This is a genomic window from Viridibacillus sp. FSL H8-0110, assembly GCF_038003565.1.
Lineage (GTDB): Bacteria > Bacillota > Bacilli > Bacillales_A > Planococcaceae > Viridibacillus > Viridibacillus arenosi.
Map to the genome: position 1 here is coordinate 4,202,880 of NZ_JBBOPJ010000001.1, position 24,144 is coordinate 4,227,023.

Genomic DNA, 24,144 nt, shown 5'->3' on the forward strand with positions numbered 1-24,144 from the left:
TTCAAAATGGATTTTTCTATGTAAAATTGTTAACTACATTTAACCTTTGAACAACTTATATTCTAACAACCTCAATACTCTTCAATAACTTTTTTGTCCCTCATGACAGCTAACAACATAAATACACTAAACAAGACTATAAAACTTGCAATAATTGATAAGCCGTATGAACTATTTAATTTAAGGAGAGTATTATTCAAAATGTTAAAAATACAAAAAGAAAGCAAAAATCCATAATATATTGGTCTTCTTTTAGGTTCTTTTGTAGATTCAATATATGTGAAAGAAAGCCATACAAAGAGTGGAAAATAGAATACGGCAATCGTCATAAAAATCCAGCCACTTAGTTCCAATAGATTTACTCCTCTCTAACCTTTTCGTGAATAAAAATGTTCTTTTTCATTTCATTCTACCTTAAAATATTCCAAATAAAAACAACTTGCGGGATTTTAAATCCACAAGCTGTTTTTATTTGGAAGGCAACACACCTATTATTTGATCCTCATTCGTTGAGGACCTTTGCCTTCTGAGTCTATCTTGAAGCTATCCCATTATTCTTTCTATCTTCTGAAACTCAACTAGGTGATCCTGTTCTACCACTCTCATGCTTATCTTGGTTAGAAGGGGGCATCACTTCTGGATTTGGTGCATTTGGCATTCTACTATCTTGATACGAATCTGTTTCTTTTGGACCCGATTCTGTGTTATAGCCTAAATTTAAAAGATTTAAATACGTACCAATTAAAATACCGATTGTCACTAGACCAATAGAAGCCACAATTTTCATCGTATCTCTCTCACCCCTTTCTTATGAGTTTCACCACTGTATTTCTAGATTTTATCTAATTAGAACTATACTAGTTTGCATGGTTTTATTTCTTTTTTCACAGCGTTACCGACATATTTTTTAGCTTTAATACTCGTTTTCCCTATAATTGTCTAAGTACTAAATTTCTTTTTTCTAGATACAACGCTTTATCTGATTGCTTGGCCACTTCTTGGGAATGAGTAACGACAATGATACATTTATTTTCTTTATGAGCAAGTTCTTTAAATAGGTCGATAATTTCCATAGAAGTTTCTTGATCTAGATTTCCAGTTGGTTCATCAGCAATTAATAAATCTACGTTACAAGATAGTGCGCGAGCAATCGCTACACGCTGTTGCTGACCACCGCTAAGCTGTAATACTTTTCTTTTTGCTTCTACTTCTGTTAATCCTACCTTACTTAATAACTCAAGTGCTCTTTCTTTTTTGTCTTTTACATCGACCCCTGTAATCTCCATCGCGGTGACTACATTTTGAAGAGCAGTCATATACGTTATAAGATTATAAGATTGAAAGATAATCGAAACATGTTTGTTTCGATAAGTATCTAGACCTATCTTCCGTATATCTCTTCCGTTGTATAATACATAACCACCTCTTGGAACATCTAATCCACTTGCTAAACTAAGGGTAGTTGTTTTCCCCGATCCTGATGGTCCTAAAATGGTATATAAGCAGCCCATTCGAAACGAGAAGTTTACGTTATCTAAAATATTGATTTTTTTATTATTGCTGTGATAGTGATAATTCAGATTTTTGAATTGTAATATAGTATCCATGTCTATCCCTCTATTCGTCTTTTAATAAAATTTCTTTTGGATTCAATCGAAGAATCGATAATGCCGGAAGAAGTGTTGCTAAAATTGCGATTAATAGACCGAACCCACCTAAATTCAAAATATCTTGTGATGTTACACTTACATCAATATTATCAATAGGATCTACATCTTTACCTAGATCACCATCCATCGCACTCGTAATCATAACCGCTTTTCCTTGTTCCCCTGGATTATTTTCTTGCTCTTCAGAAGCCGTAATTTCTTTCTGTAATAAACTGTCTCCCATTTTTTGAGAAACTGCCCCACCCGTAAATATAGAAAGGCTAAATGCTAAAACAGCTATACATAATACTTCTACTAAGAGTTGACCTATTAATTTCCCTTTCTTCTCACCAATCGCCAGTAAGATACCTAACTCCTTCCGACGTTCTTTTATAGTCAACATTATGATAAGACCAAGAATAATTGTTCCAGTGATTGAAACCATATATACAATCCATTTTGAAGTGGTTGCCATGTTTTCAATAGGGCCGATCATTTTTTTATATAAGGCATCATGAGCATCTAGTTTAAATAGGTCAAAATCAATGTTTGTTTTCTTCCCCAGTGCTTTAAAAGCATCGATATGATCTGGATCATTTAAGTAATAAATGGCTTTATCAATGGGTGTGCCCTTCATATTCTTATTTCCAGAAAATTCTTTTACCGATTCGCACGAAACATATATTTTGTTAGATGGCTTCAAGAACGCTATTGGCATGTTTTGGCCAGTTGTATCGGATGCTTCATAAATCCCTATTATTTCTACCTTTATTTTCGATTTTCCATCGTCTGTTTTGATCTTCACCTTATCACCAACCTTTAGCTTGTTTTGTTCAGCTAACTGTTTTTCAATCAAGGCTACTTTCTTACCTTTATCTTCTGCTGTTATGGTACGCCCCTCAATGATTTTCTCCGTTCCTTCTGTAAATCCTTTCAATAAATCAGAGCTTCTCACGCCGACCAATGATATATTTGGCATTTCTCTATCATTTTGGCCTCCACCAACGAAACCAACCGAGCCTTCATTTTCATTTTCATCAACCTCAATGGGAGTAAAGCCATCCGCTAAACCATAAGCTTCTTTTATATAGTTGAAATTTTTTACATAGGGTGATTTAGCTAACTTATCTGCTTCCTCTGTAGAAATTTCCGGAAGATTTATTTTCTCATTTGGATTTTCTTCATACTGTTTTTCTATATGTTTTTGAACCTTTTTTTGGTCTAATCCTAGCGTTACGTCAACGCCCAACTTTTTTCTAGCAAGATCACTCGCTGTCTCTGTGACATTTTGCATGGCGAATCCTGCTAAGGTTAAATTAGCAACGACTAAAAATACAGTAAATAGGATAAGGGATTTCCCCTTTCTTGCTCTTACACTTAAAAATGCTCGTTTAATAAAATTCATTTCCATAACCTCCTTGATATCTAAAATATATAGCACTTGTCTGGAGCTAGTATGAAGTTATCTAGGAGTCTATCAATAGATATGAGGAAGTTTATGTGGAGAAGATAATATTATAATTTATGGTTTTACCAAACGAGATAAAATATGTTTAACTATAAAAGAGCTGTCCCAAAGTCGATAAAAACCTACTTTGGGACAGCTCTTTTGTATTTTTTATAATTCCTTTTTCAAATAGTAATGCTGATAGTCTCTGCCAACATTATCAATGCTACCAAATACCTCATAGCCATGCTTTTCATAAAAGCCTAATGCCTGAAAACTTAGTGTATCTACTTTGATAAAATCACATTTTGTTTCTATTGCAATCTTTTCTATTTCTAATAGAAGTTTTGTACCATATCCATATTCACGTAAATCTTCATCAACGATTAATGAATGTATTTCTAACCAATTCCAACACACTTGACCTATAATGCCACCTCGAACGTTGCCGTGTTCATCTTTAAGAAAAATACTAATCTCTTGATACCTGCCTCTTAAATCTACTGGGAAGTGAGCCAAATTATATTTATATAGCTGGTCATTTATGTAATCGTGACTACTTTTATTTTTTTCTTTAATAATTTGAATCTCCATATACAATTCCTCCTTTTTCGCTTTCATATACTTGTTCTTGATAGACCGGCAAATACCTGCTTTAAATACTTATGAAAATGCCATTTTGTTAAGGTTTTAACTGTATGAAATTTATTTCAATTTCTTAATAACAAAATCAACTACAAAAGAATTAGCCATCGAGCGCCGATAAACCACGGTAACTAAATGGCTATTTCATCCTATTTATCACAATTATTATTTCCTAATTATTTTCCCTTCATTTTTTTATAAATATCTAAATTTGCACTAAGGACGTTAACTTTATCCTCTCCAAAAACATTAAATGTGCGACTATCAGTATTTGCTTTTACAATGTCATTCACTTCGTCTTCAGAGAGACTGCTTGCTTGTGCTATACGTTTTATTTGGATTTTTGCAGACTCTACACTGATATGTGGGTCAAGTCCCGATCCAGATGCCGTAACTAAATCAGCTGGAATTTGTTCACGTTGTACCCCTGGGTTCGCTTTTAGAAATGTTTCAATATCTGCTTCCATTCGTTTTTTTAGCTCAGGATTAGACGGTGCATAGTTAAAGGTACCTGAACTGACGCCATTATAATTTGTCTCCCCCTTAGCATTGGGTACAAGATCTTCTTTCGTATAAACATTGTAATTGATGGCTGAAACACGCCCCCAGAAAAATTCAGGTGAAGTAAAAGCCTGCCCCAATTTATCCGAGCCTATCATTTTGCCATCCATCTCAATTAAACTCCCGTTTGCCTCATGATTGAATAACACTTGTGCCATCCCAGTGACAGCGAATGGATAAAGTAAGCCACACAATACAAACATTAATAATGTAACCTTCAGCGCTTGTTTAGAATTGCTAAAAAATGCTTTCATGTTATCCCTCCTATAAACCCATTAAATTCAATATTGGTCCGCTCATTAAATCGATTAGTTTAATACCTATAAAGGGTGCGATAATACCTCCTAGCCCATATACTAGCAAGTTTCTTCTTAATAATTTCGAGGCACTCATTGGCTCATACTTCACTCCCCTCATTGCTATTGGGATTAAGAGAGGTATAATAACCGCGTTAAAGATTAGTGCTGAAATGATTGCACTTGTTGGTGAATTTAACTGCATAATATTTAGAGCACTCATTTCCGGAACTGCAACCATTAACATAGCGGGTATGATAGCGAAATATTTTGCTACGTCATTTGCAATACTGAACGTCGTTAATGCACCTCTAGTCATGAGTAATTGCTTCCCTATTTCTACAACTTCAATAATTTTCGTAGGATTAGAATCTAGATCAACCATATTTGCTGCTTCTTTCGCAGCATTCGTTCCCGAGTTCATAGCTAACCCCACATTCGCTTGTGCCAAAGCGGGTGCATCGTTCGTGCCATCACCTGTCATAGCGACAATTTTCCCTTGAGATTGTTCATCTTTAATCACCTTGATTTTATCTTCAGGTTTGCTTTCAGCAATAAAGCTATCCACTCCAGATTCTTTTGCTATTGTAGCTGCAGTGAGTGGATTGTCACCTGTACACATGATGGTTTTAATCCCCATTGAACGAAGTTTTTCAAAACGCTCTTTTAAACCAGGCTTTACGATATCTTTGAGATATATAACGCCAAGAATCTTTTCATTCTTCATTACTACTAATGGTGTACCACCTAAAGATGATACTTGATGAACTAGACTTTCTAGATCCTTCGGTACTTCATAACCAGCATTTACACTCTTATTTTTTATCGAATCATACGCACCTTTACGTATTTTCGTTCCATCCTTCATATCTAGACCACTCATGCGAGTATATGCTGAAAATGCAATATGTTCGCTCGTATCAATGACCTTTCTTTCATCAGTACTATCCACATCTAATTGACTTGCAAGAGCTAAAATAGATTTCCCTTCAGGCGTATCATCTGTCAATGAACTTAACCATGCCGCACGTATTAATTCTTTTTTCCCAACACCTTGGATAGGTAAAAATTCGGAAGCAAAACGATTTCCATAAGTGATAGTACCTGTTTTATCTAAAATCAATGTATCCACGTCACCGCATGATTCCACAGCTTTACCTGACATAGCAATCACATTGAACTGTGTTACACGATCCATGCCTGCGATTCCAATTGCCGATAACAATCCTCCAATTGTTGTTGGGATTAAACAGACGATCAAAGCAACAAGTGTGGCGATTGGAATATGCACTTGTAGATAAGTAGTCATAGGATAAAGCGTAACAACAACCAGTAAAAAGATAATCGTTAAACTGACTAATAACGTATTTAGGGCAATTTCATTCGGTGTTTTTTTTCGACTAGCCCCTTCAATAAGAGCAATCATTTTATCTAAAAAAGATTCCCCAGGCAGTGAGGTGATTTCAATTTCCAGCCAATCACTCGTCACTGTCGTTCCACCTGTAACAGATGAAAAGTCTCCACCTCGTTCTTTCACAACAGGTGCTGACTCGCCAGTGATTGCCGATTCATCAACTGTTGCAATTCCATCAATTACTTCCCCGTCATTTGGGATAACTTCTCCTGCCTGAACTAAGACAATATCACCTTTCTTAAGTTCATCGGCTTGTTTTTTGACCTGCGTTCCATCAGCAAGTAAAACGCAAGCCTCTGTCACTGTTTTTGTTTTCTTAAGTGACTGAACTTGCGCTTTTCCACGCCCTTCTGCAATGGATTCAGCGAAATTCGCAAATAAGATTGTAATAAACAAGATGAAAGCTACTATCGCATTATAAAGACGGGCCGATCCCTCAGTGACATCACCCATCATATTCGGGAAAATGGTTAACAAAACGACAAAAACAAAACCTACTTCCACTACGAACATAACCGGATTTTTTATCATATATAAAGGATTTAATTTTTTGAATGCGCCTAAAATTGAACTCTTCATAATATCACGATTTATAAAACTCTTTTTCGTTACGGTTTCCATTTATGTCTCTCCTCATTAAGAACGTATTTGTAAATGTTCTGTAATCGGGCCTAATGCTAAGGCTGGCAGGAAGGTCAATGCACCAATCATCAAGACAATAGCAATAAGCAAGAATGTGAACATCGGATTGTCGGTTTTCAATGTCCCCACCGAATCACTGTGCCATAACTTTTTCGCTAGAAGCGACGCAATGGCAAGTTGAATAATGATAGATAGATAGCGTCCAAAGAACATAGCAAAGCCAGTGGTCATGTTCCAAAATGGCGAGTTATCAGCTAAACCTTCAAACCCTGAACCATTATTTGCTGAGGATGAGGCATATTCATATAAAACCTGTGATAATCCATGTGCTCCCGGATTTGTAATTCCTGCGATACCAGCAGTAGTCGCTACAGCAAGAGCTGAGAATAACAATATAAGAGCCGGGTGGATTAAAATGCATAGTGCAATTAATTTCATTTCTTTCTCTTCGATTTTTTTGCCCAAAAATTGTGGAGTACGTCCGATCATTAAACACGCGATGAAAATAGTTAACATGACATACATCATCATGTTCATTAATCCAACACCTTTACCCCCAAACACGACATTCAGCATCATATTAAACATTGGTACCATACCACCAAGCGGCGTTAAAGAATCATGCATATTATTTATTGAGCCTGTCGTAAAGGCCGTCGTTACCACTGTAAACAACACAGATTGGGGGATACCAAAGCGCATTTCCTTTCCTTCCATACTACCTATATCTTGAGAGATACCTAGATTATTAATTATGGGGTTACCTACACTTTCTGCTATGTAACAAGTAACTAAGCCGATGAGGAGAAGAATACACATAGCTGCAAAAATAACCAAACCTTGTTTGCCAAATAGCGTTTTCTTACGTCGATTTGCTACCATTAAACCGAATGTCACAACACAAGCACCAGGCAATAACATCATAGATAGCATTTCCACAATGTTTGAAATGACTGTTGGATTTTCAAAGGGTGTGGTTGAATTGGCTCCGTTAAAACCACCACCATTTGTACCGATGTGTTTAATCGATTCAAGGGATGCAATAGGGCCAAGTGCAATATCCTGCATTTTCCCTTCTATTGTCTGAACTGTTTCGTTACCATTTAAAGTTTGTGGCGAACCTTGGGCTACTAAAATTAACGCCACTATAAATGAAAGAGGTATTAATAAGCGTGTTATCACACGTACAAAATCCACAAAGAAGTTTCCGATTGTATCCGATTTTGCTACCAATCTACGACAGAATGCCATGCATGCAACATAACCTGTCGCTGCCGATGTGAACATCATGAATGTGATGACAAGCATCTGAGCCAAATAGCTTAACCCTGATTCTCCGCTATAGTGTTGCAAATTTGTGTTTGTCATAAATGAAATAATCGTATTGAATGACAACGTGGATTCCATGTTATCGATATCATTTGGATTAAGAAATAAAGTCGACTGAATCCGTAATATGAAATAGCCGATGAATACCATAATTGCGTTTGATAGAATGAGCGCTATTACATATTGTTTACCGGTCATATCAACTTGCTTGATTCCACAAAATTTATAGATAATGTTATCCACGCGATTCATTACCGGATCAAGCCATGTCTTTTGCTGCATCGTCACTTGATACAAATAATGACCTGCTGCAATGACAAGCGGTAAATAAATGACTAGCACTAAGGCAATTTGCCACATATTTATTTCCCCCTATAGGTTTATTAATAGTTTTCTGGATAGAGCAATGCATAACCTAAATAACCAAACAATGAAACAATAATGATACCTATTACAACCCACATAATGAGACCCCCTTAATTGTCTACTTGCTTGTAACACCAAGCCGTTAGCGAATAGAGACTAGCAAAACTTAGGATTAATGCAATGACCATATATAAATCCATCAAGTCAATCACTCCTTCTATTGATTTCATGGATAATCATAATGCAGTTAAAATTAATGTAGTGTTAGAAAAAGAGCTAATTGTATTAAAATGGTATTAAGATTCAATCTTAATACTGTCTTAATGCTAGTTGGGGCTATAATAAGAAGGAGGTGAAGATGGATGGAATACACGCGCCCTAATCCCGATGCTATTTTAGCTAAGGTAAAAAGACAGGAATCAAAAGAAGCATCGGGGAGCCTGAAGATATTTCTTGGGTATGCTGCTGGAGTAGGAAAAACATATTCAATGCTCGATACTGCCCATCAAGCAAAAAAGCTAGGTTTGGATGTAGTTGTTGGCTATGTTGAACCACATCCCCGACCAGAAACAGCTGCTTTGCTCGACGGACTTGAGATGGTTCCTACCAAAAAGATTCACTATAAAGGAAAGTCATTTGAAGAACTGGATATAGATGCAGTGCTTGAACGTAAACCTGATCTTGTACTGGTTGATGAACTAGCGCATACAAATGTTCCAACAATGCGCCATTTAAAACGATTCGGTGATGTTCAAGAATTATTAGCAAAAGGAATTCATGTTTATACAACTGTTAATATCCAACATATTGAGAGTCTTCATGATTTGGTTGAAGAAATTACGGGTGTAAAAGTAAATGAACGTATTCCAGATTATCTGATTGATAATGCTACACAAATAAAACTCGTAGATATTGAGCCTGATGATCTAATTCAAAGATTAAAAGAAGGCAAAATTTATCACACTCAACAGGCTGAAAAAGCAATGCAACATTTTTTTCAAAAAGCTAACTTAATAGCACTCCGCGAAATAGCTTTGCGCAGAACTGCCGATACAATTGATTATCAGAAAACGCAGGAAAGCTGTTCACTGTTCCATACCTCTCAAATTGAGGAACATATTTTAGTAGGTATCAGTAGTTCACCTACAAATGCGAAAGTAATCCGAACTGCAGCGAGACTTGCTCAAGCCTTACACGGAAAATTCACTGCACTTTATGTACATAACAAAGAAATGAAGGATGAAAACGAGGTTAATTTAGAAAGGTTACAGCAGCATATTAAACTAACGGAGCAACTTGGAGGCCATATAGTGACTGTACAAGAAGATGATGTTGCTGCAGCACTAGCCAATTATGCTCAAATGAGTGGTGTTACAAAACTCGTTATCGGTAGAACAACTACAAAAAAACAGTGGTGGAAACCTAATTCAAAAATCGGAGATCGGCTCAACGAATTTGTGCCTAATTTAGCTATGTATATAGTACCTGACCAAGAAAACGAATCAATACGTTTCCCAGATGTACGATCACAACTAAAATTCAATTGGTATGACTTACTAAAAATGCTATTCGTTTTTAGCTTGGCATCCTTAATTGGTTTGTTCTTTGCACGAATAGGCGTAAGTGAAGCCAATATCATAACAATATACATTTTAGGCGTGTTAATACTTGCCATTTGGTCGACAAGCTGGGTATTTAGCATAATTAGTTCATTGATGGCCGTTCTTATTTTCAATTTTATATTCACTGAACCAAGGTTCTCATTTGAAGCATACAACAGAGATTATCCTATGACATTTTTCATCATGTTCATCTCTGGGATAATCACAAGTAGTTTGACTAGGAAAGTAAAAAAACAAGCTCTCGGTGCTGTACAAAAGTCTTACCGAATGGAGGTTTTGCTTGAAACTAACCGTAAGCTACAACAAGCAAAATCGTTACAAGAAATTGTTACAGAGGGTATGTCACAAGTTGTAAAGCTTGTCGAAAAGCCAGCGATGTTTTTTGAGATAAACAATCAACAGATTATGAAAACATCATTTTTCCCAACCGATGTGATGACTAATTCAAAAAATAAAGAGTTGGAAAATCTATTTAATAATCGAAACGAGCGTGCTGTAGTAACATGGGTTTCCAATAATAAGCAGGTAGCTGGTGTTTCTACTGATACGTTTCCTGGAGCAAGTTCTTATTATTTACCAGTTCTTTCTGGTGATGATGTCAAAGGAGTAATTGGTATTATGTTGTCGAAAGAAACACCACTACCTGCCTTTGAACGACATATTCTGCATGCGATTATGAATGATTTTTCGTTTGCCATTGATAAATGGTATTTACAGAAATCCAATGAGCAAGTTACACGGGAAGCTGAACTTGAGCAAATGCGAGCAAACTTTTTACGTGCCATCTCCCACGATTTAAGGACGCCACTTACGAGTATTTCAGGTAATGCTGATATATTATTAACCAAAAGCAGCCAAATTGACGATATGCAAAAAAAACAGCTATACCAAGATATTTACAGCAACTCAAAATGGCTTGTACAAATGGTAGAGAATTTGCTTGCCGTTTCAAAGCTAGATGATGGGCAACTTGCGATCGAGATGAGACCTGAACTTGTTGAAGATATTATACAAGAGGCGCTCATGCATGTAGTTCGTAATGAACATACACATCAAATTCATTGTCATGTCGAGCCAGACTTGTTATTTGCTGTGATGGATGCACGACTTATCATTCAAGTGATTATCAATATTATTGATAATGCACTGACATATACTCCAGCAGGAAGTGAGATTATCTTATCTGCAAAGGAGCAGGGAGACTATGTGCATATAAGTATTAGCGATAATGGACCTGGCATTGATGATGCTCTAAAAACACGACTATTTGAACCTTTTACAATAGGGAAAAATTATCGTAGTGATAGCCGAAGGGGTCTAGGGCTCGGCTTAGCACTATGCCAAACCATCCTAAGAGTACACGATAGTAAATTAACTGTTTCAGACAATAAACCAAAAGGTACCGTTTTTAGTTTTGTACTTCAAAAAGGAGTTGTCAATGTCAATGAATAACCGAATTCTTGTTATAGAAGATGATAAAGCAATTGGAAATTTGATTAAAATGACATTGAGTACGCAAGGCTATGAATACGATATTGCTATTGATGGTAAATCAGCATTGCAAAAGGTACTTTCAATGCCACCAGATGTAATTATTCTTGATCTTGGCCTACCAGATATGGATGGCATTGAAGTGATTAATAAAATTCGTGGATGGTCCCAAACTCCAATTATTATTGTCAGCGCACGTGGTGAGGAGCATGATAAAATTCACGCTCTCGATGCAGGGGCAGATGATTATGTGACGAAACCATTTAGCGTAGATGAACTACTGGCTCGAATTCGGGTAGCTCTTAGGAGAGTAAAAAAAGACAGTCTTCTAGATATGGAACTTCCCATATTTACTAATGGTAATTTGAAAATTGACTATTTAGCTAACACCGTATTTATTCGTGGAGAAGAAGTACATCTTACACCAATTGAGTACAAATTATTGATCGTATTGGCCAAACATGTTGGAAAAGTATTGACGCACAATTTTCTATTGAAAGAAGTTTGGCAACAAGTATTACCATCTGATGTACCCAGTTTGCGGGTTTTCATGGCAACTTTACGCAAGAAAATTGAAGAGAATCCTGCAAACCCAAAGTATATTCAAACTCATGTACGTGTCGGGTACCGAATGCTTCGTTATGAGGACGAATAATGTAGAGAAAACATTTAATCTATAGGTAGAGCTCTAGCATCAAATACATTAAAAAGGCTATCTAATTAAGCAATTCCACTTAATCAGATAGCCTTTCGCTTCCTATAAAACTCAATTCCTAACTCCCCTTATTGCGCCCTTCAGGGAACAAGACATCCTCAAGTTCATCATCATCCGAAGACTCCGATAACTCAACACCTGAACGATACGCAGCACGAGTAATCAAATGTCCTGCTACAGGAGCTGTTAAAAACACAAATACAATACCAAGTATTAAACGAACACTTATATAGCCTTCATGCGCCCAAAAGTATAAGAACGCACCAAGAAGCGATAGTAGTACAGCTAATGTTGAACTCTTCGTGGCTGCATGTGAACGAGTATACACATCTGGCAAGCGAAGCAAACCAAATGCGCTAATTAAACTCATCAGACTACCACCTAAAATCAATAACACACCTGCCCACTCAATGATCGGATTTACGTTCAACTATAGTGCCCCTCTCTAGATATTTTGAAAATGCAATCGTCCCAATGAACGACAGAATTCCCAAAATCAAAATAACCTCTAGAAATGCCTTCGTCTTCAATACAATTGAAATAATCGCTATCATCGAAAGCAAATTAACACCAATCATATCAAGACCTACTACGCGATCTGGCATTGAAGGACCACGTAAAACTCTGTAAAACGCAACCATAATCGTCAATGCAAATAATGTTAGTGAAATGAGTAATATCGTCTCCTTCATTAGCGTGTCACCTCCATAATTGCTTTCTCAAAGTTACCAATTGAGCGTAGTACATCTGCCTTTGACTTTTCCAAATCCATTGCATGAATGTAGAAAAGGTCTCCTTCTGGCGATATTTCCATCACAACCGAACCAGGGGTCAGCGTTAATAAAATTGAAAGAGTAGTAATTTCCAAATCACCATTTAAGGCTGTTTTATATGTGAAAATCCCAGGCTTTATCTTCAACTTTGGACTACAAATCTGCTTTAAAACAAGCTCGCTAGATAATAACAGTTCCCATATAAAAAGAAACAGCAATTTAATGAGTGCAAACAATCTTTTTAAGTAAAATTGAGTTCCAAAAAAGCGATGCATCAAATACAATATTCCGATTCCAACAACAAATCCCGTCATAAATGTAGAGAAATACGGGGCATCTTCATCTTTCAATAACATCCATAGCACCGCGATAAATATATTCAATAAAAACTGTGCGGGCATCACGTCTCACCTCTTTCCTTCTTATTTTCCGCCGAGCACTGCATCAATATAAATTGATGGGTTAGCTAAAGTATTTGCCGCATCACTTACATAACTGGACAACCCCTCTGCTCCAAAGCCAAGTGCAATCGTGCAAATTGCAAATAATACAATTGGAGTAAGCATTCTTTTCGGCAAAGGCGTTTCATCTTCAATACTTATAATTGTTTCGCCAAAAATAGCATTTAAGAAGATACGTAATAATGAATACAACACAACAACACTTGATATAAATGCCAGTGCTAATAATACGTATGAACCTGTCTCAATCAGTCCTTGCCCAATAAGTACCTTGCCTACAAATCCGCTAAGAGGTGGAATCCCAGCAAGTGATACCATTACAACAAAGAACATCCAACCCAAAACAGGGTAATTTCTTATCAAACCACTCATCTTGTCAAAGCGCTTTTCTCCAGTTAAGTAAATCATCGCACCAGCAAGTAAGAACAGCATAGCCTTCGCTATCATATCGTGCATTAAATAATAAATGGCTCCTTCAAAAGCCGCTTCTGTCGAAACGCTAAGTCCAATCAATACAAAGCCCACAGCAATCACAACATTATACGCAACAATTTGGCGTATATCTTTATACGCTAAAGCCCCTAAACAACCAGCAATGATCGTCACCGCTGCCATACCTTTAATGAGCATATGCGTCACTTCCGGCTGATGTATGAAAATAAGTGTGAACATACGGAACAAGGCATAAATCCCAACCTTTGTTAGAAGAGCTCCAAATAAAGCTGCCACAGCAGTAGGAGGCACACTATATGAACCTGGCAACCAGAAAAATAACAGTAGACCAGCTTTTAATGCAAAGACAACTAGAAAAAGTAACGCTATTGTCGTCAAAATAGGGTCTTGCCCAGCTTCAGCAACTCGCTCTGCTAAATGCGCCATATTCAATGTTCCTAATGTGCCGTATAAATACGCAAGTGCTACTAAGAAAAACCAAGAAGCCAATACATTTATTAGTACATATTTTAATGATTCACGTAGCTGTGCCTTTTCCCCACCAAGCGTAATAAGTACATACGATGCCAACAACATCACTTCAAAACAAACAAATAAATTAAAAATATCTCCAGTTAAAAAGGAACCATTTACACCCGCTACTAGTAATAACACGAACGGATAAAAAAACATGTTTTCTCGTTTCTCACCAATAGACGAAAACGCATAAAGCAAACAAATGGCTGTCACAATACTCGTTGTTAATACAAGTAATACAGCAAAAGAATCTGCAACAAATAAAATACCGAACGGTGGCTTCCAACCACCAAAATCAAGTCGCATAATACCCGTCTCTTGAATTCTTCCAAGCATTATCACACTTACAATAGCTATTGCTACCATCGTCAACAGACTAATCACACGTTGTGTCTTCACATATGGACGTAAAAACACGAGTGCGATACCAAGCATAATTGGTAAAATTAAAGGAATTACTACAATGTTATTCATTCTCTGGCCCCCGCAATCCTTCCAAGTCATCTGTTCCATTGGATTGATATGTGCGATAAGCTAGTACCAAAACAAAAGCTGTCACAGCAAAGCTAATAACAATTGCTGTTAAAATTAATGCCTGTGGCAGTGCATCTGTATACGGAGCTTCAGCTTCTTCCAACAGCGGTACATTACCCTTTTTAACACCGGCAATTGTTAATATTAATAAATGGACTGCATGCGATAATACAGCAGTTCCTAAAATCACTCGGATCAAATTTTTCGAGAGGATTAAATACGTAGCGACTGCAATTAGCACACCGATTAATAAAATCATTAATGTTTCCATCGTCTACTCATCCTCACTTATGCTTAAAATTATGGTAACAACGACACCAATAACGGTCATTGCCACACCTGCTTCAAATAATACAACAGAGGCTAATTCCGTTTCACCAAAAATCGGTAAATTCAATTTCATAGCAACCTGTGTCATGAAATCTTTGCCGAAAATGACTGAGGCAAAACCCGTCCCTGTAGCTATCAACACGCCCAGTGCTGCAACTAATTTAAAATCAAACGGCATACCTTTATGCACTGTCTCAATATCTGAAGTTAAGTACATTAATACAATTGCAGATGCAAGTACTAGCCCCCCGATAAAGCCTCCACCTGGAGAATAATGCCCTGAGAAGAATAAATAAACGGACAATGTCAAAATGATAAAGACGACAATTTTTGTTACCGTCCGCAAAATTACATCATTAATTTTCATTGTCTGTATCCTCCTTTCTCGCCTTCAGTTTAATCAGTGTATAAACACCTAAGCCGGCAATAAAGAGAACCACCACTTCAAGCATCGTATCAAAACCACGGAAATCACCTAAGATCGTATTAACGATATTGGCGCCTCCGGCTAGCTCGTATGCATTCTCAAAATATGAAGAAATTGAATCAAATTCATCATAGTACATTACTGCAAATGACATCACCACTACAAGCGCGCCTACTGCACCAGCGACTACTGCATTACTTATCTTCACTGATTTTGGAGAATCCTCTCGTTTCCATTCTGGTAAAAATGAAAAGCAAAGTAAAAATAACACTGTCGTCACGGACTCCACAATAAGCTGTGTCAAAGCGAGATCTGGTGCTCGGAAAATAACGAAGAAAATTGATACACCGAAGCCAATAACCCCGTTTAATAAAGTAGCCGTTAATCGTGACTTAACAAAAAGCATAGATATGCCAGCTAACAACATCACAATGATTAACATCAACTCATAAATCTCAACCGGCGCATCATTTGCACTACTATACGCAAATCCACCACTAAATAAGAAATAGCCACCAACCGCTAAAATGAAAAATAAATAGATATAAAGTACATATTTCCTTAGTGAACCCGTCATATAACTAGTTGTCACCTTATTTGAACCACTTTCAAGTACCTCTAATAAATGCCTGAACAGTTCATTAAACGAAAAACGATATGGGAATATTCGATACACAGGCTTCCACGTTTTTAATTTCCTGTACAACATTACCCCAACAATAACGACCCCTATCGTCATGAGTAATTCCGTATTAATACCATGCCAAGCATGAATTTCTGGCGTAAGTACATCAGCAGGAGCAAATCCCGGATAAATACTTGCCATTGCAGGTTTCAAAATGTATTGACCAAGAACATTTGGGAAAACGAATATTCCTACAACAAGCACACATAAAATAATTGGAGAGACAAGCATTCCTATTGGTGCCTCGTGAATAGGTTTCCCCTCATTGTTTTCATAAGGTTTACCAAAGAATGTTTTAAAAATGATGATCATGCAATATACAAATGTGAAAATACTCGCTATCCAAGCTACAACAGGGAATAATATCCCTATACTACTAATTGAAAAGATATCAAGTTCTCTCATATGAATCGCTGCCGCAAAGAACATCTCTTTACTTAAGAAGCCATTAAATGGTGGCATTCCAGCCATCGACAAACTACCAATGACAGCGACCGTAAACGTCAGAGGCATTAGTGACATCAAGCCCCCAAGCCTCCGTACATCACGTGTACCTAGCTCGTGATCCACTATTCCAACCATCATAAATAATGCACCTTTAAAGGTTGAGTGGTTTACTAAATGGAAAAGTGCAGCAAAAGTTGCCTGTGTATAAATAATAGTAGAGTCTGAATAACCCAGCTTAAAGGCGACTGAACCCATACCAAACAAACTCATAATAAGTCCTAATTGACTGACGGTTGAAAATGCGAGTAATGCTTTTAAATCCGTTTGTTTCACCGCATTAAACGAACCCCAGAACAACGTCACAAGCCCAGCTACAGTGACAAGCCAAAACCAAATCGCATCTCCACCGAAAATAGGCGTTAACCGTGCAACTAAGTATATTCCAGCCTTCACCATCGTAGCTGAATGTAAATATGCACTAACGGGCGTTGGTGCTTCCATCGCATCTGGCAACCATATATGGAATGGGAACTGTGCAGATTTTGTAAATGCTCCAAATAATATTAATATCATTGCAGGAATAAACAGCTGATGGTCCGTGAATTCACTTACATTACGTATGATTTCATGCACACTATATGAACCCGTCATCATATGCAACATAATAAAACCAACAAGCATCGAAACGCCGCCAGTAACTGTAATAAGCATCGCTTTTTGTGCACCAGCACGCGAAGCTTTACGATGATGCCAAAACGCAATAAGCAGGAATGAAGAAACACTTGTAAGCTCCCAAAAAGCGTACAACACCATTAAATTATCGGAAAATACGACGCCAAGCATAGCGCCCATAAAAAGGAGTAAATAGCAGTAAAAATGTTGAAGGGATTCTTTAGCAGATAAATAGAAAATGGAATATAAAATAACTAAGCTACCTACACCAGTGATAAGAAGTCCAAAAATCATACTTAGTCCATCTAAATATGTTGTAAAGTTTATATCTAAAGAAGGAATCCAATTATACGTATGAGAATAAGTATGACCTTCCGCCACAAATGGGACTAATCGAACTAGCATTATAAAAATAATGACAGGAACGGCTAATACAAGCCAACCTATATGTAGTTTTGTAAAACGCCTATATAGTATTGGAATAAGTATTGCCATCAAAAACGGTATTACAATTGCCAAATTTATTGTCAAAAGTCCAAACCTCCTTGTAACAGTATTCTAAAATTATGTGAATTTTAATTTGAAATGGTTAACCTATGGCAAAATACTTACCAACATATTAAGAGTCCTGACTAAGGTTCTTATAGTGCTTTATTAATGAAAGAATGCAGAATTAGGGGTAAAACAATACGTGGTAAAAAACTAGTATTACATCTATTTAATATCTATGAACGCATATTATGGCGATAATATATTAAAAAGGATATAACGATATTACCTGTAAATTATACAATATTTTCTCGGTCATTTCACTTTTATGCTACTCGAATCATCATAATAGACACCCCTGACACAATAAATAGTCATAAAATTGTTAATTTTTCTTTATCAATATTAAAAAAAGACGAATTTTCTATAGACATAACCTCCATCATGTCATAAAAAATCCGCCGTTATAATACATCTTCTTCATGTTAATTTTTGATTAACTTTTCCATTTTTCTTTTCTCTATTTCTTTCATCTCTTTTGCTGTTTTAACCTACTCATGTAGTTCTGAAGAAATCTCAATCGTATATCTACCTTCAAAGATTACTTTTTTCAGTTCATCGATTGTTGAACATTCTTGTTCAAGCTCATTTACAATACACCCATATTGCATAAAATGATGCGTATCACTGCCACCAACAACTGATTTTTCTAGATTTTCTGCGAAGCCATATACTTTTTCAGAATTCTCATTAATACCCTGTTGATATAAGTCTTTCCCATTTAAATCGAATGCATCTAACCTACAAAGCAATTGTGGATCCAACTCATTCAATGAAGTACTGTCTCAAAATGGGTGAGCACCTATTTTCAAAAGATTATATGCTTCAGCTTTTTCAAGTAACTGTTCAAATTCAATAAAGCTATTTTTATCTGTAAACGGTTCAAGGGCTATACGTAGTTCACCAATATCTGTACGATTACCAATTAATAAAATATGTCCTACTTCTTTAATATCCACTTCCATTGCTGGAAAGACCTTTATGCCGTCAATTAGGTAATACTCATTTTCATAAACAAATGTTTGATCAAAGTAGAGGTGCGTTATGGGAGTTCCATTCAATGATTGCTCCCACGTTTTTAATAGAAAATTTAATTATTGATGTAGGAAAACAGTTGAAGGAAAATTCTATTTCAAAACTCGAAAAATTAAATTCATTACGCAGTAAATATAAAGATTTATTGCGTAGATAATTTTTAATTTAATTTATTATTGTTTATCTTTCTTATCAAACGAGGTCCTTTCCTTATAACCTTTTATTAAACAATAAATTTTTACATATTTGGGCACTTGACTATAAATGTGAGTACCATCATAATAAGAAGCCATATGGATACATATTAGTATTCATGATTATTTTGAAGAAAAAGAGTCAACTCTAAAAGTGATAAAACGGATTATTCCTAGACGCAGTCAGGTATTTATATTCTTGCTTCAACTAACCATATAAAATTAAGACACTTTCATATAAAGGAACAAAATACTAAACACGAGGTGTGAACTGCCGTGAAACATTTAAGAGGACGTATGGACGAGAGTATTTTAGTATGTGCATACTACGGAGCAAACGGAGAAAGATTGATTCGCAGAGGGTATAAAATGGCTAAAATGCTAGATTGTCCACTCTATATTCTAACGGTTGATCCGCAGCCATTTGATAACTTCGATGCTGAGAAGGTTGAATATCTTAACAATTGGCAACAACTTGCGGAAGAGCTAGAGGTAGAGGAATTTATCATTCGCGACAACGAGAAAAAGCCAATACAAAATGTTATTGCAGAGGTTGCACACCAATACAACATCACACAAGTCGTTATTGGACAAACTGCACAAAGTCGATGGGAGGAAATTACGAAAGGTTCATTTATGAATTTACTTCTTAAAACAATCTCTTTTGTCGATTTACATGTCGTTTCTGTTGAACGTCACGTCCGTAATGAAGAAGATGCGATGTTCGAAAAAGGTGTTCGAGCATATTTACTAGAGGACGGTAACGATTATAAAGTAAGCTTTACATGCTCAAAAAACATTTATTACGAAGGTATTTTCTTCAAAGAAATTGGTACTGATTTTGACAATGGTATCTTCAAGTTTATGCATGAAAACAAAATGCATGAGGTACATATCTCTGAAAATCATGTAACAGATTCAACGAAAATCCCAAGTAAATCTCGCCAATAATAAAAGCTGTCTAAATGGTTATTTAAATGAACCATTAGACAGCTTTTTCACTTATAAATATCTTTAACTTTTTAATTTCCATTTACGATCTGTCGGTAATGCAAAAGCAACTAATGCAAGTATTGGTAATACAGATATAACAACCATTGTTTTAAAAATCCCATAATGGTCCATCATAATACCAATAACTACTGCTCCGATTGCTCCCATCCCAAAAGCTAATCCAACCGTTAATCCTGCCATAGTGCCAATTTTACTTGGTACTAATTCTTGTGCGTAAACTACTGTCACAGAAAAACTTAGCATAATGAAGAATCCTATTAAAATAAGTAGTACAATAACACCCCACAATGGAACATAAGGCAATATTAAGGCAAGTGGCATCGGTACAAGCACCGATAATAAGATGATATTTTTACGCCCTAATTTGTCTGCCATCGGTCCCCCAAAGAATGTCCCAACTGCACCAATAGCTAAAAATATAAAAATAATCAACTGCCCTTTTTGTATAGTCAATCCATACTTATCCATTAAATGAAAAATATAAAAGCTTGTTATATTCGTCACATAAAATGAACGAACAAAAATGACCATCATTAATAAGCCCAGTGCTATTCCTATTTGCTTTTTCGTCATTTGTGGCAAAGAAGAAATAATCCCTTTTTTCTTTTTAGATAAACGTTCTTCCTCTAACTGTTTTTTATACCACGCTGAAATTTTAGTTAAAACTATGATGCCTATAGCGGCAACAATTAAAAACCACGCTGCTCCTTTTTGACCAAATGGCACTAAAATAAAGCCACTAATCAAAGGTGCAAGTGCTTGTCCTGAATTACCACCAACTTGATAAATAGATTGTGACAATCCACGTTTCGAACCTGCGGCCATAAAAGAAACACGTGAACCTTCTGGATGGAAAATAGCAGATCCAAAACCTAAAAATATAACCGAAACTAAGATCATCCAGTAATCTGCGGCAAAAGCTAAACCTGCCATACCAATAAATGAGCTAGTCATACCAAGCGGTAGTGCATAAGGTTTTTGCTTTTTATCGCTAAAATAACCAACAACCGGTTGTAATACTGAAGCTACCATATTTAATGCGAATGCTATAAAACCAAGTTGAGTAAATGTTAAACCTCGCTCACTTTCTAATACTGGAAACATCGCTGGGATAACGGCTTGTAAAGTATCATTGAACAAATGACAAAGCCCTATTGCAAACATTATCGGATATACTGGATTCCCTAGCGAGTGCGTTTTATTTACTGTCGTCATCTTCTTTCATTACACTTCCTTCTGTTTACGAAATAATCAATTTACTTATTATAACAATAATTAAGCAAATGTTTTCATATTAATCGGGAATATCTATTGTTTTTAAAGGAAAGCTAACAGATATGAAGTGAAAAGGAGTTTGATTTACATGGACCATTTTTTCGAGATTAACTTTTGGGAAATGATGCTGAGAACAACCATATCATTTATAGTACTCCTCATATTGGCACGTTGGCTCGGGAAAAAACAGCTAAGTCAGTTAACGTTTTTCCATTACATTACAGGTATTACGATTGGTTCGACAGCTGCAGAAATCGCTTCTCAAGAAGAAACACCCTTTATAGATGGCTTGATTTCTCTAGTATGGTGGACTGCTTTGACAATACTTATGAGTATCCTCGCAATTAAGTTTCCAAAGATACGAGTAATAATCGATGATACACCTACAGTTATCATTAAACATGGTGAGCTATCTGTACAAGCATTAAAATCCGCGAGGCTGCATATGGATGATGTCATGATGATGATGCGTGAACAATCCGTCTTCTCAATTCAAGATATAGAATACGCTGTCTTAGAAACAAATGGAGAACTGAGCATTTTGAAAAAGACTCCTCAACAGAGTGCCACAAAACAAGATGTAAAGGCCGACGTCTCAACTCCCCCTCATATACCCATGGAAGTTATCGCTGATGGGAAGATCGTCTGGAGTACAATGGAGGAACTAAATTTAACTGAAGATTGGTTAATACGTAAGCTCCGCAAAAAAGAGATTGAAGCTGTAAATGATGTATTTTACGCTCAGGTCCAACCCAATGGCTCACTGTATATTACCGTGAGGGATAAGGATATATAATAATTCATTTACTTATTATTAAGAATAAAATTATGATTAGTTTTTTCAATATTGGCTTATACAATTATTAATAAAGAGCGCTTTTATTCGATAGGCGCTTTCAATTACATAATTCACCTTTCCTAAATCAGTAATAATGTAGAGAGTACTTATGTTAATAAACCATTCGTTTTTATTGTTCTTTGCGTGTAGTAAATTAGCAATTATCATAGGTATTCTCCAGGAAACACCTTTTTTGTTTTTAGTGAGTAATTCATTTCATGATGAATTAAAAAGGAAAATTATTGTTGAATAGGGACATTTTTATAAGTGGCTTTATCAAAAAAACCTTGTTGTTAATTCAACAAGGTTTCAAAAATTATTTATCATATATATTTTGCAAAGCAATCTTCATCGGTTCGCGAACGTTTACCTTATTACGTATAGCTTTTGCTTTTTGCTCAGCTTCTTCGACAGAAGTTGCTTGTCCTAGTTCAATAAGTGTACCAACCGCGACAGTACCTGCACGGCCACCACCGCCTCCACAATGAAAAAAAACTTTTTTCCCATCACGATATGCTGATACTACTTTATCGACCGCTTCCAAGATAGAGGCTTCAACCTGCTTCGCTTCATCTGCAATAGGGGCATGTACTCTATAATAAGTAACTTTTTCTGGTTCTTTCACACGTAAATCGACGACAACGTCAATTTTTTCATTAGTAACAGCTTCTTCTGCATCTGCTGCCCCTCCAAAGAAAATTCGATCATCCAATAATGCATGATATTTTTTCTCCACCATTAAACACCTTCTTTAATAAGTGATTTTATCTCCTCGAAACATGGCATTGCTGTAATAGCACCTGCTTTTGTTGCAGCCATTGCGCCTAATTGATTTGCAAAGAATACACAATTATAAGCATCTTCCATTGTTTTTGGTATACCATATAAATGTGCATGTCGTAAAATACCAGCCATAAATGCATCGCCAGCACCGGTCGAATCTACACATGTAATTGGAATCGACGGTACATGTTTCACTTCACCATTCAATACGACATACGTGCCTTGTGCGCCAACCGTTATCATTATAAAAGGAATATTGTATTTTGCTAACGCTACAACCCCCTCTTCTAGGGTTGTGGTTTCTGTTAAGAAGAACAGTTCTTCATCAGCCAACTTCAACATATCTACACTTTGCAAAAATGTATTTATTGTATCATAACAAACTTTTTGGCTTTCCCAACGTAATGGACGAATATTGGCATCCATCGCAAGTAATACATTATGTTTTTTAGCCAATACTACTGCTGCACGAGTTGTTTCAAGTGCAGTCGGATGGAACATAGTATTTGAACAGATATTAAATATAGAAGCACGTTTAAATGCTTCTTCTTGCAAATGCTCAGGCTCTACTTGTAAATCAGGTGTTTCATCAATATAATTCGTAAAAATGCGATCATTTCCTTCAGTTAGATGGACATGTACACCACTTACACGTTTTTCAGGGACAATTTTTGCATAATTCATGTTTACGCCCTCTTTATCTAGCTCATTACGGACGAATTCAGATGTTTCATCATCCCCTGTTATAGTGATTAATGCAGAAGGCGCACCGATGCGACTAATTCCTGCAGCTACATTTACAGTAGCACCACCTAAAAACTTAGTAAACGATGTATTAGTCATATCATTGGCAATAAAATCTACAAACGCATCTCCGTATACGAGAACGAATTCTTTTTTTGAGTCTAACATTCACAAACTCCTCCACAAAATATCTTACTTCTAGCGTACCATGAAATCGCTCATTGAAAAAGTTTCTTT

Annotated in this window: 26 protein-coding genes; 5 read left to right on the forward strand and 21 right to left on the reverse strand. The window is 36.3% G+C overall.

From position 1 onward, the window contains the following. Positions 1-71 precede the first annotated feature (71 nt). The 9 genes from MHH98_RS20765 to kdpF all read right to left on the reverse strand — a co-directional run bounded on the left by MHH98_RS20765 (position 72) and on the right by kdpF (position 8,447). Complete coding sequence (locus MHH98_RS20765) at positions 72-353, reverse strand: hypothetical protein (RefSeq protein WP_038180761.1); 282 nt, start codon at positions 351-353, stop codon at positions 72-74. Between the two features lie 221 nt (positions 354-574). After that, complete coding sequence (locus MHH98_RS20770) at positions 575-787, reverse strand: hypothetical protein (protein ID WP_038180763.1); 213 nt, start codon at positions 785-787, stop codon at positions 575-577. A 142-nt stretch (positions 788-929) separates the two neighbouring features. Continuing rightward, positions 930-1,607, reverse strand: coding sequence for an ABC transporter ATP-binding protein (locus MHH98_RS20775; RefSeq protein ID WP_340713469.1), 678 nt, complete (start codon positions 1,605-1,607; stop codon positions 930-932). A 10-nt stretch (positions 1,608-1,617) separates the two neighbouring features. Further along, positions 1,618-3,054, reverse strand: a complete 1,437-nt coding sequence (locus tag MHH98_RS20780; protein WP_340713471.1) for an ABC transporter permease — start codon at positions 3,052-3,054, stop codon at positions 1,618-1,620. A gap of 213 nt (positions 3,055-3,267) precedes the next feature. Continuing rightward, on the reverse strand, positions 3,268-3,690 hold the full coding sequence (locus MHH98_RS20785; protein WP_038180770.1) for a GNAT family N-acetyltransferase: 423 nt from the start codon (positions 3,688-3,690) through the stop codon (positions 3,268-3,270). A gap of 227 nt (positions 3,691-3,917) precedes the next feature. Continuing rightward, positions 3,918-4,556: a K(+)-transporting ATPase subunit C gene (kdpC, locus tag MHH98_RS20790; protein WP_038180773.1), complete on the reverse strand. Its 639-nt coding sequence runs from the start codon at positions 4,554-4,556 to the stop codon at positions 3,918-3,920. Between the two features lie 10 nt (positions 4,557-4,566). Then, positions 4,567-6,633: a potassium-transporting ATPase subunit KdpB gene (gene kdpB, locus MHH98_RS20795; protein WP_038180775.1), complete on the reverse strand. Its 2,067-nt coding sequence runs from the start codon at positions 6,631-6,633 to the stop codon at positions 4,567-4,569. A gap of 15 nt (positions 6,634-6,648) precedes the next feature. Next, entirely contained in the window at positions 6,649-8,343 is a 1,695-nt protein-coding gene (gene kdpA / locus MHH98_RS20800; RefSeq protein WP_076065550.1) for a potassium-transporting ATPase subunit KdpA, read from the reverse strand. 23 nt (positions 8,344-8,366) lie between these two features. Beyond that, positions 8,367-8,447, reverse strand: a complete 81-nt coding sequence (gene kdpF / locus MHH98_RS22200) for a K(+)-transporting ATPase subunit F (protein WP_076034203.1) — start codon at positions 8,445-8,447, stop codon at positions 8,367-8,369. Positions 8,448-8,711: 264 nt separating this feature from the next. Here kdpF and MHH98_RS20805 point away from each other — a divergent pair, with 264 nt between their 5' ends. After that, positions 8,712-11,423, forward strand: coding sequence for a sensor histidine kinase KdpD (locus MHH98_RS20805; RefSeq protein WP_340709394.1), 2,712 nt, complete (start codon positions 8,712-8,714; stop codon positions 11,421-11,423). Then, entirely contained in the window at positions 11,416-12,117 is a 702-nt protein-coding gene (locus tag MHH98_RS20810; protein ID WP_340713472.1) for a response regulator transcription factor, read from the forward strand. Before MHH98_RS20805 ends, MHH98_RS20810 begins: the two co-directional genes overlap by 8 nt. Positions 12,118-12,235: 118 nt before the next feature. Here MHH98_RS20810 and MHH98_RS20815 read toward each other — a convergent pair whose 3' ends face one another. The 9 genes from MHH98_RS20815 to MHH98_RS20855 all read right to left on the reverse strand — a co-directional run bounded on the left by MHH98_RS20815 (position 12,236) and on the right by MHH98_RS20855 (position 19,085). Next, positions 12,236-12,607, reverse strand: coding sequence for a Na+/H+ antiporter subunit G (locus tag MHH98_RS20815; RefSeq protein WP_340709396.1), 372 nt, complete (start codon positions 12,605-12,607; stop codon positions 12,236-12,238). Then, a complete protein-coding gene (locus tag MHH98_RS20820; RefSeq protein ID WP_038180787.1) occupies positions 12,585-12,869 on the reverse strand; it encodes a Na(+)/H(+) antiporter subunit F1 in 285 nt (94 codons plus the stop codon). The genes MHH98_RS20815 and MHH98_RS20820 overlap by 23 nt, the downstream gene beginning before the upstream one ends. Then, positions 12,869-13,351: a Na+/H+ antiporter subunit E gene (locus MHH98_RS20825; protein ID WP_038180789.1), complete on the reverse strand. Its 483-nt coding sequence runs from the start codon at positions 13,349-13,351 to the stop codon at positions 12,869-12,871. The genes MHH98_RS20820 and MHH98_RS20825 overlap by 1 nt, the downstream gene beginning before the upstream one ends. A 21-nt stretch (positions 13,352-13,372) precedes the next feature. Continuing rightward, positions 13,373-14,854, reverse strand: coding sequence for a Na+/H+ antiporter subunit D (locus tag MHH98_RS20830; protein ID WP_340713474.1), 1,482 nt, complete (start codon positions 14,852-14,854; stop codon positions 13,373-13,375). Continuing rightward, entirely contained in the window at positions 14,847-15,185 is a 339-nt protein-coding gene (locus tag MHH98_RS20835; RefSeq protein WP_038180795.1) for a Na(+)/H(+) antiporter subunit C, read from the reverse strand. The genes MHH98_RS20830 and MHH98_RS20835 overlap by 8 nt, the downstream gene beginning before the upstream one ends. Positions 15,186-15,188: 3 nt before the next feature. Next, a complete protein-coding gene (locus MHH98_RS20840; protein ID WP_340713476.1) occupies positions 15,189-15,611 on the reverse strand; it encodes a Na(+)/H(+) antiporter subunit B in 423 nt (140 codons plus the stop codon). Further along, positions 15,601-18,006 carry a Na+/H+ antiporter subunit A gene (locus tag MHH98_RS20845; protein WP_340713478.1) on the reverse strand — a complete coding sequence of 802 codons (2,406 nt, stop codon included), beginning with the start codon at positions 18,004-18,006 and terminating at the stop codon, positions 15,601-15,603. The genes MHH98_RS20840 and MHH98_RS20845 overlap by 11 nt, the downstream gene beginning before the upstream one ends. Positions 18,007-18,515: 509 nt before the next feature. Further along, a complete protein-coding gene (locus tag MHH98_RS20850; protein WP_340713480.1) occupies positions 18,516-18,797 on the reverse strand; it encodes a PHP-associated domain-containing protein in 282 nt (93 codons plus the stop codon). Positions 18,798-18,809: 12 nt separating this feature from the next. Beyond that, positions 18,810-19,085: a hypothetical protein gene (locus MHH98_RS20855; protein WP_051448597.1), complete on the reverse strand. Its 276-nt coding sequence runs from the start codon at positions 19,083-19,085 to the stop codon at positions 18,810-18,812. Here MHH98_RS20855 and MHH98_RS20860 point away from each other — a divergent pair. Then, complete coding sequence (locus MHH98_RS20860) at positions 19,085-19,216, forward strand: hypothetical protein (protein ID WP_268746457.1); 132 nt, start codon at positions 19,085-19,087, stop codon at positions 19,214-19,216. The genes MHH98_RS20855 and MHH98_RS20860 overlap by 1 nt on opposite strands. Before the next feature lie 313 nt (positions 19,217-19,529). Beyond that, positions 19,530-20,204, forward strand: a complete 675-nt coding sequence (locus MHH98_RS20865; protein WP_038180804.1) for a universal stress protein — start codon at positions 19,530-19,532, stop codon at positions 20,202-20,204. Between the two features lie 63 nt (positions 20,205-20,267). Here MHH98_RS20865 and MHH98_RS20870 read toward each other — a convergent pair whose 3' ends face one another. Continuing rightward, complete coding sequence (locus MHH98_RS20870) at positions 20,268-21,482, reverse strand: MFS transporter (protein ID WP_038180808.1); 1,215 nt, start codon at positions 21,480-21,482, stop codon at positions 20,268-20,270. Positions 21,483-21,630: 148 nt separating this feature from the next. Here MHH98_RS20870 and MHH98_RS20875 point away from each other — a divergent pair, with 148 nt between their 5' ends. Beyond that, a complete protein-coding gene (locus tag MHH98_RS20875; RefSeq protein ID WP_081730030.1) occupies positions 21,631-22,338 on the forward strand; it encodes a DUF421 domain-containing protein in 708 nt (235 codons plus the stop codon). 358 nt (positions 22,339-22,696) lie between these two features. Here MHH98_RS20875 and MHH98_RS20880 read toward each other — a convergent pair whose 3' ends face one another. Beyond that, positions 22,697-23,119, reverse strand: a complete 423-nt coding sequence (locus MHH98_RS20880) for a protein-tyrosine phosphatase family protein (RefSeq protein ID WP_340713482.1) — start codon at positions 23,117-23,119, stop codon at positions 22,697-22,699. Continuing rightward, a complete protein-coding gene (locus MHH98_RS20885) occupies positions 23,119-24,075 on the reverse strand; it encodes a carbohydrate kinase family protein (RefSeq protein ID WP_038180814.1) in 957 nt (318 codons plus the stop codon). Before MHH98_RS20885 ends, MHH98_RS20880 begins: the two co-directional genes overlap by 1 nt. Between the last annotated feature and the right edge of the window lie 69 nt (positions 24,076-24,144).

Excerpts from the sequence above, each read along its gene's own strand:
- MHH98_RS20805 (WP_340709394.1), top strand. The coding sequence starts at position 8,712 with ATGGAATACACGCGCCCTAATCCCGATGCTATTTTAGCTAAGGTAAAA.
- MHH98_RS20810 (WP_340713472.1), top strand. The coding sequence starts at position 11,416 with ATGAATAACCGAATTCTTGTTATAGAAGATGATAAAGCAATTGGAAAT.
- kdpC (WP_038180773.1), bottom strand. The coding sequence starts at position 4,556 with ATGAAAGCATTTTTTAGCAATTCTAAACAAGCGCTGAAGGTTACATTA.
- MHH98_RS20830 (WP_340713474.1), bottom strand. The coding sequence starts at position 14,854 with ATGAATAACATTGTAGTAATTCCTTTAATTTTACCAATTATGCTTGGT.
- MHH98_RS20875 (WP_081730030.1), top strand. The coding sequence starts at position 21,631 with ATGGACCATTTTTTCGAGATTAACTTTTGGGAAATGATGCTGAGAACA.
- MHH98_RS20780 (WP_340713471.1), bottom strand. The coding sequence starts at position 3,054 with ATGAATTTTATTAAACGAGCATTTTTAAGTGTAAGAGCAAGAAAGGGG.
- MHH98_RS20840 (WP_340713476.1), bottom strand. The coding sequence starts at position 15,611 with ATGAAAATTAATGATGTAATTTTGCGGACGGTAACAAAAATTGTCGTC.
- MHH98_RS20880 (WP_340713482.1), bottom strand. The coding sequence starts at position 23,119 with ATGGTGGAGAAAAAATATCATGCATTATTGGATGATCGAATTTTCTTT.
- MHH98_RS20835 (WP_038180795.1), bottom strand. The coding sequence starts at position 15,185 with ATGGAAACATTAATGATTTTATTAATCGGTGTGCTAATTGCAGTCGCT.
- kdpA (WP_076065550.1), bottom strand. The coding sequence starts at position 8,343 with ATGTGGCAAATTGCCTTAGTGCTAGTCATTTATTTACCGCTTGTCATT.
- kdpB (WP_038180775.1), bottom strand. The coding sequence starts at position 6,633 with ATGGAAACCGTAACGAAAAAGAGTTTTATAAATCGTGATATTATGAAG.
- MHH98_RS20770 (WP_038180763.1), bottom strand. The coding sequence starts at position 787 with ATGAAAATTGTGGCTTCTATTGGTCTAGTGACAATCGGTATTTTAATT.
- MHH98_RS20870 (WP_038180808.1), bottom strand. The coding sequence starts at position 21,482 with ATGACGACAGTAAATAAAACGCACTCGCTAGGGAATCCAGTATATCCG.
- MHH98_RS20775 (WP_340713469.1), bottom strand. The coding sequence starts at position 1,607 with ATGGATACTATATTACAATTCAAAAATCTGAATTATCACTATCACAGC.
- MHH98_RS20825 (WP_038180789.1), bottom strand. The coding sequence starts at position 13,351 with ATGCCCGCACAGTTTTTATTGAATATATTTATCGCGGTGCTATGGATG.
- MHH98_RS20820 (WP_038180787.1), bottom strand. The coding sequence starts at position 12,869 with ATGAAGGAGACGATATTACTCATTTCACTAACATTATTTGCATTGACG.
- kdpF (WP_076034203.1), bottom strand. The coding sequence starts at position 8,447 with ATGTGGGTTGTAATAGGTATCATTATTGTTTCATTGTTTGGTTATTTA.
- MHH98_RS20785 (WP_038180770.1), bottom strand. The coding sequence starts at position 3,690 with ATGGAGATTCAAATTATTAAAGAAAAAAATAAAAGTAGTCACGATTAC.
- MHH98_RS20885 (WP_038180814.1), bottom strand. The coding sequence starts at position 24,075 with ATGTTAGACTCAAAAAAAGAATTCGTTCTCGTATACGGAGATGCGTTT.
- MHH98_RS20860 (WP_268746457.1), top strand. The coding sequence starts at position 19,085 with ATGATTGCTCCCACGTTTTTAATAGAAAATTTAATTATTGATGTAGGA.